The 1,205-nt window shown below is 68.3% G+C and carries 1 protein-coding gene; it reads left to right on the plus strand.

What is annotated here, in order from left to right:
* A partial coding sequence (locus tag ACZ6QO_RS37840) for an IS701 family transposase (protein WP_465858340.1) occupies positions 1–1,181 on the plus strand: 1,181 nt, incomplete at its 5' end.
* Between the last annotated feature and the right edge of the window lie 24 nt (positions 1,182–1,205).

The raw sequence follows: 1,205 nt of genomic DNA on the forward strand, positions 1-1,205 counted from the left end.
GTGCTTATGTCAGCGGTCTGCTGTCGGGCGTCGAGCGTAAGAACTGCTGGAACCTGGCCGAGCAGGCCGGGCATCGCGGGCCGGAGGCGATGCAGCGGCTGCTGCGCACCGCCCGCTGGGATGTCGATCGTGTCCGTGATGACGTGCGGGAGTATGTGTACGACCGGCTCGGTCACCCCGACGGGGTGCTGATCGTGGATGAGACCGGCTTTGTGAAGAAGGGCACCGCCTCAGCCGGGGTGCAACGGCAGTACACCGGTACTGCGGGGCGGATCGAGAACAGCCAGGTCGGCGTGTTCTTGGCCTACGCCTCGCCTCGAGGGCGGGCACTGATCGATCGGCGGTTGTACCTGCCGGAGGCGTCCTGGGTCGCCGATGGCGAGCGATGCCAGGCTGCCGGAGTGCCGGCCCGCTCGGTGTTCACGACCAAGCCGGCGCTGGCCGGGCAGATGATCGCCGCAGCGCTGGAGGAGGGGATCGGCGCGGCCTGGGTCACCGGGGACGAGGTCTATGGACAAGACCCCCGGCTACGTGCCCTGATCGAGGATCGCGGGGTGGGGTACGTGCTGGCGATCGCGGGCAACCATCGGGTGACCACCAGCGGTGCGGACGGTGGCGTCCAGATGGTGTCGCAGCTCGCCGCGGGGGTGATGGCCTGGCATCGCTACAGCGCCGGAGCGGGCGCCAAGGGACCGCGGTGGTACGCCTGGGCCTGGAGACGAATTGATCCCGGCAGCCGGGGGTGGCGGTGGCTGCTGGTCCGGCGCACGATCACCACAGGCGAGCTGGCGTTCTTCCGGTGCTCCTCACCCACGGCGGTATCGCTGGCGACCTTGGTGGGCGTCGCCGGGACGCGGTGGGCGATCGAGGAGTCGTTCCAGGCGGCCAAGGGCCAGGTAGGGCTGGATCACTACCAGGTCCGCACCTGGACCGGCTGGCATCGGCACATCACGCTGGCGATGCTCGCCCTGGCCTTCCTCGCCACGATCGCCGCCGAATCCACAAGCGATGGCGACGAGGAGATGACCGCGCTGACCGTGCCGGAAGTCCGGCGCCTGTTCGCTGTTCTCGTCCTTACACCGCACCGGCGAACCGAGGAGATTCTGCGCTGGTCACACTGGCGACGCCGACACCAACGCCACGCAAGCCGATGCCACTACCAGCGCAGATCCCAACGCTGATCTCAAAATGCCACTGGAGTACTA

The sequence above is a fragment of the Sphaerisporangium sp. NPDC049457 genome, assembly GCF_055586705.1.